At 67.1% G+C, this 8,986-nt stretch carries 6 protein-coding genes; 3 read left to right on the top strand and 3 right to left on the bottom strand.

The window, feature by feature from the left end:
* The 3 genes from ACRDUX_RS39860 to ACRDUX_RS39850 all read right to left on the bottom strand — a co-directional run.
* Positions 1 to 483 (bottom strand): antibiotic biosynthesis monooxygenase (locus ACRDUX_RS39860; RefSeq protein ID WP_526422906.1); only part of this gene is annotated, 483 nt, incomplete at its 3' end.
* Entirely contained in the window at positions 473 to 3,181 is a 2,709-nt protein-coding gene (locus ACRDUX_RS39855) for a molybdopterin-dependent oxidoreductase (protein ID WP_526422904.1), read from the bottom strand. The genes ACRDUX_RS39855 and ACRDUX_RS39860, both read right to left, overlap by 11 nt.
* The gene (locus ACRDUX_RS39850; protein ID WP_526422902.1) at positions 3,178 to 4,005 is read right to left on the bottom strand and encodes an FAD binding domain-containing protein; all 828 of its coding nucleotides are present in this window, start codon (positions 4,003 to 4,005) and stop codon (positions 3,178 to 3,180) included. Before ACRDUX_RS39850 ends, ACRDUX_RS39855 begins: the two co-directional genes overlap by 4 nt.
* A 258-nt stretch (positions 4,006 to 4,263) precedes the next feature.
* On the opposite strand from ACRDUX_RS39850, the gene ACRDUX_RS39845 reads away from it, so the two are divergent.
* The 3 genes from ACRDUX_RS39845 to ACRDUX_RS39835 form a co-directional block, all read left to right on the top strand.
* Positions 4,264 to 5,670 (top strand): guanine deaminase, encoded by a 1,407-nt coding sequence (locus ACRDUX_RS39845; RefSeq protein WP_526422900.1) that lies wholly within the window; start codon positions 4,264 to 4,266, stop codon positions 5,668 to 5,670.
* 10 nt (positions 5,671 to 5,680) lie between these two features.
* Complete coding sequence (locus ACRDUX_RS39840) at positions 5,681 to 6,640, top strand: antibiotic biosynthesis monooxygenase (protein ID WP_526422899.1); 960 nt, start codon at positions 5,681 to 5,683, stop codon at positions 6,638 to 6,640.
* Between the two features lie 96 nt (positions 6,641 to 6,736).
* Positions 6,737 to 8,986, top strand: a 2,250-nt coding sequence (locus tag ACRDUX_RS39835) for a putative bifunctional diguanylate cyclase/phosphodiesterase (RefSeq protein WP_526422897.1), incomplete at its 3' end; no start/stop codon positions are given.

Here is an 8,986-nt window from a genome sequence, read left to right as displayed (position 1 = left end):
CCGGTACAGGGCGGTCCACTCATCCTGGACGCCCTCGATCGGACGGAACAGCTCGGACCCGCGAAACCCACTGAAGGTCGTCTCCGCCAAGCGAAGTCGGTCCTGCCAGGCGAGGAATTCCGCGATGTTATCGGGACCGACCCGATGGCTTATCACGACGGTGACGAGCTGATCGGTCGGCTTGGCGGCACCGCCGACGACCTGCTGGGTGGCGGGGCCGTCCAGATACTGCCGGCCGACTGCCACCCGATCCTGCCGGGTCGCGCTGTTGATCCACGCCTGGACGTTGGCCACCGAGTCGAACCGGTAGACCACGACCCAGTCCGGCTGCAGCTCGGTGGGCGCGGTAACCTCCGCCCCGAGGAAACCCGGGTAGTGGGCGGCGGCTCGGTTCGTCTCGTGCTGCCACGCCGCGAAGTCCTTCTCGGAGCCGGGTTTCACCCGCAGGCCGATGATGACGGTGGCGGCGTCGTCAGCGGGCATGGGCCGACGCCAGGCGTTCGTAGATGCGGTCGGGGGTGAACGGCAGGTCACGGTAGCGGACACCCGTCGCATCCTCGAGTGCATTGGCCAACGCGGGCGCCACGGGGTTGATGCAGCACTCCGCCATGCCCTTCGACTTCATCGGACCCACGGAGTCAGTGGATTTCACGAACAGCACCTCCGTGCGGGGGACGTCGGCGTAGGTGGGGATGCGATAGTTGCGCAGGTTCGGGTTGACCATCACACCACGAGCGTCGACGCGGAAGTTCTCGGTCAGCGCGAAGCCGATGCCCATGGCGACGCCGCCGTCGACCTGGCCGCGCACCTGCGCGGGGTTGATGATCGTGCCTGCGTCGGTGGCGTGCACGCTGTAGAGGATGCGGATCTCACCGGTCACCCGATGAACGGCGATGCGGAATCCGTGCGTGTTCGACGTGACGCTGCGCGGTGAACCGTATGCCTTGCGGGACTCGGTGAACCGGACGCCTCGGGATCGGCCCGCTTCGATGAGTTCGAGCAGCGACAGGCGGGTGTCACCGCACACGACGCCGTCGTCGTCCATCGAGCAGTCGGCGACGTCGGCACCGGTGACCGATGCCGCGAATCCCAGGATGCGGTTCCGCAGGGCGGTCGAGGCGTAGTTCACCGCGTTGCCCGCCACGAACATGCCCGCACTTGCGAACGCGCCGGTGTCGAATCCGGTCCTGTCGGTGTCGGATTGGACCAGGTGTATCCGATCCGGGGTGGTGCCCAGGTTCGTTGCCGCGATCTGCACGTGCACTGTGGAGGTGCCCTCGCCGAATTCCACGGTGCCGACGGCGATCTCGTAGATGCCGTCCTCGCGCAGCGTCGCCCACGCATCCGAGATGTGGTCGGTGGGTGGCGCGGTCTCGTGCAGGGAGGTCGCGGTCCCAGCGCCGACGAGCCAATCATCGCCAAGCTCGCTTCCGCTGTCGTCGAGCCGCAACGCCTCGTCGACCAGGTCGATGCAAGCCGTGATGCCGTCCTCGGCGAACTCCACGTCATCGGCATGGTCGGCGAGCGCCAGCAGGGCGTCACCCGGGCGTACGACGTTGCGCCGCCGCAGCTCCGACGGGTCGATGCCGAGCTTGACGGCCAACTCGTGGATCGCGCACTCCACCGCGAAACCCGGCTGCGTCATGCCGTAGCCGCGCAGCGCCCCGCTCGGCACGTTGTTCGTGTAGACCGACCAGGCGTCGAACTTCTTGTTGGGACAACGGTAGAGCGCGATCGCGGCACCGGCGGCGAACAATGTTTCACCGCCGTGGTTTCCGTACGCGCCGGTGTTGGACACGTTGCGGTAGCCGAACGCGGTCAGCGTCCCGTCGGCCTTGGCGCCGAGTTTCACCGTCACCTTCATCGGGTGCCGCGGCGAGGCGGTGGTGAACTCCTCCTCCCTGGTGAACTCCCACGACACGGGGCGTCCGGTGTCGAGCGTGGCCAGTGCGGCCAGGTCCTCGGAGATCAACTCCTGCTTCCCCCCGAAACCGCCGCCGACGCGCATGCAGAACACGCGCAGCTGGTCGGGCCGCAGGCTGAACAGATAGGACAGTTTGACCTTGGCGACCGACGGCGACTGCGACGCGGTGCGGACGTTGAGCCTGCCGTCCTGCATCCAGGCGATCGTTCCATGGGTCTCGAGGTGTGCGTGCTGCACGCGCGGCGAGAAGTACGTGGCCTCGTGGACCACGTCGGCCTCGGCGAATCCTGCTTCGACATCGCCGATTTCGCCGTGTAACTCCAAGAGGACGTTGTGGTCCTTGTCGTGGGCGAATGGGTCGTCGTAGCAGTGCAGCTGGGGGGCGCCGTCGGCCATCGCCTCCTCGGGATCGAACACCGCGGGCAGGACCTGGTACTGCACGACGACCTTGCGGGTGCCCTCCTCGGCGGCCCTGACCGAGTCGGCAAGCACCGCCACCACCCGCTGGCCCGCGAAGCGTACGACGTTGTCGAGCATGTAGGTGTCATCGGGGTCGACGAGATGGTCGGTGTGGATCGCGGTGCTGTAGCGCTTGCGGGGGACGTCCTCCCACGTGTACACGCGATGCACGCCGGGCACGGCCAGCGCGGCCGACTTGTCAATGGACACGATGCGGGCGTGCGCGTGCGGCGAGTGCAGCACCTTGAGGTGCAGCATGCCCTCCATCTGGGTGTCCATCGTGAACTCGACGGTTCCCGTCACGACACCGGTGGCGGCGGGTGCTCCGACGCTGGTGCCGACGGCTTGACCCGGTGTGGCCTCCTCGATGGCGCTGACCCCGTTGACCGCATCCTCGATGGCGCGGTAACCGGTGCAGCGACAGAGGTTTCCCTTCAGCGCGCGGGGCAGATCCTGCTTCTGCTCCTCGGTGAACGTCGCCGCCGTCATGATCATGCCCGCGGTGCAGAAGCCGCACTGAAAGCCTGGGGCGTTGCGGAACTGCTCCTGCATGGGATGCAGGTTCTCGGGCGTTCCGAGGCCCTCGATGGTGGTGACCTCGCGGCCGTCGGCGCGGAACGCAGGCGTGATGCAACTGTGCACCGGAGTGCCGTCCAGCCACACCGTGCAGGCTCCGCAATCGCCTGCGTCGCAACCCTTCTTGACGCCGTGCACGCCAAGCGACCGAAGATGAGTGCGTAGGCACTGGCCGGGGTCTGGTTCGGCGTCGTACTCCGCGCCGTTCACCGTGTAGGTCATCGGCGGGCTCCAGTGCTGAGCTCGGTGCGGATCTCCTCGGCGAAGTGCCTGGCCAGGTGGTGGCGGTGATCGGGAGTGCCGTTGGGGTCGTCGAACCAGACGTCGTCGCCGATGCCGTCGATGGCGCGCGCCATGGCATCGGCGGTGGGCATCGCGTCGAACGCCAACCGGACGGGATGGGTGGTGCCCGCGGTGACGGTGATCGACAGGTCGTCGGTGCCTGGGGTCTGCGTGGCGATCATGAAGATCGTCGACCGGCCCATGTGGGTCAGGGTGAAGCGCCGGTACGCATACCGCTTGCGCAGCGCGCTCGACGGAATGTGGATGCTGCGCAACAACTCGCCGGGTCCGAGGACGTTCTCGTGGTTGCCGGTCACGAAGTCGACCGCCTCGACCCGGCGTTCGCCACCGCTTGCCGGCCACAGCGCATACGTCGCCTCGAGAGCGACCGTCATCGTGATCATCGGACCGGCGGGCAATGACATGCAGACGTTGCCGCCCACCGTTGCGGAGTTCCAGACCTTGAACGACGCCAGGAAGGCTTCGCAGCAGGTGCGCAGGAGCGGTGCAGCCATCCAATCCGGCGGGCCTGCAAGCGAATACAGGTCGGCAATGGTGCACATCGCACCGATCTCGAGGCCGTCGGCGTCGGCGACCAGCGAGTTCCAGCCAAGGGATGCAAGGTCGATGAGGCGTCGCACGTCCGGTTGCTGATCCGAGAAGAGCCACGTTCCGCCCGCCAACCAGGCATCGCCGGGACGCCACAGATCCCCGGGTGGGTCGGCGGTCTCCCGGATGACTTCCTCGATCGTGGTGATGTCCACTGTTCGTGCTCCCAGCTCAACGATGTGTTTGCCTCGCCGCCGATCCGACGCACCGACGGCTGACTCTAAGGCACCTCGAGGGGCCGCGCCCCGCAGTCCGCAAAAGTCGCGACGATCGTTTGCTGACACCCGGCAGCGAAATCGCCACATCCCTGGCGGGCAGAGGTCGCGGCGGTTAGCGTGGCTCGTCATGGTGGCCGTCGGGCCGGATGTACATCGCTTGCGGCGCCGCCGCATTCGCAAACCGAGGAGTAACGGATGGCAAGCCAGGTTCACTTGGGTCACGTCTTTCACGTGGCGGGTAGCCCGCTGGTGACCGAGGCCGCCGACGCGCTGGTCTCGATTCCCGACGGCGCGCTGGTGATCGACGATGCCGGCCGGATCGTCTACTGCGGTGAGCGAGCCGAGATACCAGGCGATTACGCGTCGAGCACGGTGCACGACCATCGCCACGGATTCCTGCTGCCTGGCTTCGTCGACACCCACGTCCACTTCCCGCAGACCTATGCCGGCGACTCCTACGGCGGTGGACAGCTGTTGGAGTGGCTGAACCTGTGCATGTTCCCCGCGGAGTCCAAGTTCGCCGACCCCGACTTCGCGCAGCAGGCGGCCGTGGACTTCTGCAAGCGCAGGGTGGCGGCGGGAACCACCGCGGCCATGGCATTCGGCTCGGCGTTCCCGCACGCGCAGGACGCGCTGTTCAGCGAGTCGCTGAAGGCCAACCTGCGCATCGTCAGCGGCAGGGGCATGCAGACCGTCGGCCCCGAGAGCGCGACGGCGTTGATCACGTCCGAGGCGGATGCGATCCGGCTGACGCGCGAGGAGATCGAGAAGTGGCATGCCGCCGACACGGGTGACGTCGACACGGCGCTCCTGCACGTCGCGATCGTGCCGAGGTTCTCGCTGTCGGTGACCACCGCGACGTTGAAGAGCCTTGGCGACCTCTACGACGAGGTGCGCCACCGCGGCGTGTACTTCCACAGCCACCTCAACGAGAACAACCGCCCCGGCACCGGCGAGGTCGACAGCACCAAGCAGGCCTACGAGGTGGACACGTACCTCGACACCTACGACGGCAAGTTCCTGCCCGGCTCCAAGGTGGGCGGCAAGAGCCTGCTGGGCCGACGCTCGATCCTGGCTCACTGCGTACACATGCAGGACGTCGAACTCGCCAGGATGGCCGAGACCGGTTCGTCGATCTCGCACTGCCCCATCTCGCAGCTCTTCCTCGGGTCGGGGACCATGCCGTGGAAGCGGACCGTGGCCGCGGGAGTGAACGTCTCGTCGGGAACCGACATGGGCGGCGGTGACGAGTGGCTGATCCCACGCGTGCTCGGCGACGCGTTCAAACAACACATCACCGAACCCGGCGACGACGGCGTATCCCTGCATCCCGCCGAGATGCTGTTCGTCGGCACCCTGGCCGGGGCCCGCGCGCTGGACATGGAGAACCGCTTCGGCAACTTCGACGTCGGCAAGGAGGCCGACTTCGTCGTGATCGACCCGTCGGGCACCCCGCAACTCGAGGACACCCTCGCCAAGGGAGTTCGATCCGACGATCCCGGGCTGGCGCGCGAGCAGACCCTCTTCGCGCTACTGATGGGCATTCGGGAGTCGTCGATCGCGGAGGTCTACGTGCAGGGCCGCAGGGCGACGGCAGGCTAGGGGGAATGCCATGAGCGCGCAGCGTGGCGCGGTGACAGCAGTGACGATCTTCCATCCCGCCGCGGATCCGGTGGCCTTCGACAACTGGCTGTCCGGCCTGCGGGCGTCGGCCCGTGCCGCAGAGGGCTTTACGTCCAGTGCGATGTCGGTCCACGACGCCGAGCTGGACTGGGCCATGGCGGTGACCTTCTCCAGCGAGCGGCTCCTACACGACTGGCTGGACAGCCGCGATCGACGCTCGATTCTGGAAGGTGGTCAGTCCCAAGGGTTCTGGATTCGAGCGACCGATCTGCTACTCGGCGATGGCATCGACGACATCCCCGGTGTCAGTGCGTTCCGGCACGACGTGACCTTGGGCAAGGAGGCCGAATTCCTGGCGGTACAGGATCGGCTCGCCGGTGCCAGCTCGACGTTTCCCGGCTACCAGGGCACGGTTCTGCTGCCCCCGGAAAGCGGCAACGAGTGGTTGTCGATGCTGCGGTTCAGGACGCCGGAGCAGCTGGCCACCTGGCTGCGCTCACCGGTGCGCGACCAGGCGCTGCCAGGTCTGCGGTCCAGCCTGACCAAGGGGTTCTCGACAGTCTCGCAGACCACGCCGTTCGCGACGACGGTGCGCATTCAGGACGGCCGGACGTTGATGACGCCGAACTGGAAGTCGGCGATGTTGGTGTTGCTGGTGCTCTATCCGACGGTGATGGTGCTGTCCCGCTTCTTCGGACCACTTCTCGATCGCGCCGGGGCAGAGCCGTGGCTGGCGCTGTGGGTCAGCCAGATCGTCAGCGTCTCGGCACTGCAGTGGTGGCTGATGCCCAACGTGACGCGCCCCTTCCGCAAGTGGCTGGACCCGGTGGACGGTGCGGGTTCCCGGATCAGTCTGATCGGCGCGTTGATCATCGGTGCCGGCTATGCGCTGACCCTGGTGGTGTTCGCGACGATCAAGTGGCTGCAGTTCTGGGATTATCTGAATTGAGTTTGCCGGTTGATCTAATTGCCCTGACGTATAGTTTCGAGAACACCAGCCCTGCTGGCCGATTCCCGAGCCCCTTGACGCTGAAAGGACTTCCAAGTGGCTTTGCTATTGCCTGAGCGGACGGCCCGCGTCGGGGTTCTGCTCGGCGCCATCTTCCTGTGCTTGCTGCTCGCTCTCCAGTTGCTGGGGCCCGTGGGAAGCCCGGCGGTAGCTCGGGTGGTCAGCGAAACGGCCTTCGTGGTCTTCGGGCTGTTCGCCGTCTGCTGCGCGTTTGCTGCGGCGGGCGCGAACCACGGCAGGACGCGGATGGCGTGGACGTGCGTCACCGTCGGTGCGGCCGGCTGGGTCCTCGGAGGCGTGGTCAAGTCGCTCCACCCCCTCGCGCACGCCACCGACGTCCCGTTCCCCACAGTGGCCGACGCCGGGTTCCTCGCGCTGCCGGTCGCGACGTGCGTTGCGTTCATGCTGCTGCCCGTCGGGCACTCCGGCCTGTCCGCAGCCCGGCTGTTGATGGACGGGCTGACCGTCTTCGGATCGTTGTTCCTGATCGGTTGGGTCGCGATCCTGCGCGACACGATCGGTCTCGGTGGCGCAAGCCCGTTCGCGTTCGCCGTCACGCTGGCCTACCCGATCATCGATCTCGTTGCGATCGGGATTGGAGTGCTGGTGCTGATCCGGGCCAGGGGTGACGTGCGACTGCCCGTCGCGCTCCTGCTCGCCGGGGTCGTGCTGATGGCCGTGTCCAACGACGCCTACCGCCACCTCGTCGCGCAGGGCGGCTATTCAAGAGGCGATCTCCTCGACGCCGGCTGGGCGGCGTCGATGCTGGCCTTCGGTCTCGCCGCGCTCGCGAGCTCTCGGCGCGACCGCACGGGTCGCGGTGCCGCGGTGAACGCCTGGTCGTGGTTGCCCTACCTTCCGGTTGCAGTGGCGGGCGTCGTCGTCGTTCGGGATCTCGTCAACCCGGCATCGGCGATGGAGTTGACAGGCGCCGCATTGCTGGTGGTCATCGTCCTGGTCCGGCAGATCCTCGTGGCCGGGCAAAACCAGCGATTGCTGGCCGTCGTTGCCGATCAGGCGCTGCGCGATCCGCTGACCGGACTGGCCAACCGGTTCCTGTTCCACGACCGGCTGGCGCACGCCGTCGAGCTCCACAAGCGCGAGTTGTTCGGCGTGCTGGCAGTGCTGTCGCTGGACCTCGATCACTTCAAGCAGGTCAACGACGGGCTGGGGCATGCGGCGGGGGACGCCCTTCTGGTGGAGGTCGCGACGCGGATTCTCGACGCGGTGCGCAGCGGCGACACGGTTGCCCGCCTTGGCGGTGACGAGTTCGCGATCCTGATCGAAAAGGGGCCAGAGAGCCCCGAACTCGTCGCGCAGCGGGTCGTCGAGGCGTTCGACGACCCGTTCGTGGTCGACGGCCACGCGCTGTCCATCCGGCCCAGTGTGGGCTTGTCGATGGCGCCGGCCCGCGACCTCGATCTGCGCGCCGACGTGCTGCTCAAACAGTCGGATCTGGCGATGTACGCGGCGAAGCGAACCCGTACGGGGCGCGTGCACACGTTCGCGTCGGGGATGGCCCCGCTACTCCTGGACGGACTCCCGTCCGAGGAGCGCGGGGGCGGAGACGACGGAGCCGAGCTCCTCGACGACCTTCGACGCGCCGTCGACGACGGTGAGCTCGCCGTGGTGTACCAGCCGAAGATCGACCTCGGCACCGGCGGCGTCGTCGGCGTCGAGGCACTGGTCCGTTGGCCGCACCCCGAGCACGGATTGCTGGAGCCGGCCGCGTTCCTCCCGCTCGTCCGGGACAACGGCCTGATGGCGGCCGTCACGGATCTGGTGTTCGAGAAGTCGCTCGCCGACGTGGCGCACTGGCGTGACCGTGGCCAGTCGGTCCCGGTCGCCGTCAACGTGTTCGCGCCGTCCTTCGACGACTTCGACCTACCCGAACGGTTGACCGCGGCGCTGTCGGCCCACGGGCTGGCGTCCACGATGCTGACGGTGGAGATCACCGAAGACCTCATCGTGCAGGACTTCGAGAGGACCCGAACCGTGCTGGAGCGGCTGCGCGAGTCTGGTATCAGGGTGTCGATCGACGATTTCGGCAGCGGTTTCGGCGGCCTTCAGTACCTGCGTGAGCTCCCCGTCGACGAGGTGAAACTGGACCGGGAGTTCATTGCTTCCATCCTGGAAGACCCGCGTGCTGCCTCGATCGTTCGCGCCGTCATCGATCTCGTCCACGATCTGGGGGTGATCTGCGTTGCCGAAGGCGTGGAGAACGCGGACATCGTCGAGAGGCTCAAGGAGTACGGCTGCGACGTCGCGCAGGGTTACCACTACAGC

Source organism: Mycobacterium sp., assembly GCF_050701675.1.
Lineage (GTDB): Bacteria > Actinomycetota > Actinomycetes > Mycobacteriales > Mycobacteriaceae > Mycobacterium.
The sequence above is the reverse complement of the archived record's forward strand: the minus strand, read 5'-3'. Positions and strand labels throughout refer to the sequence as shown.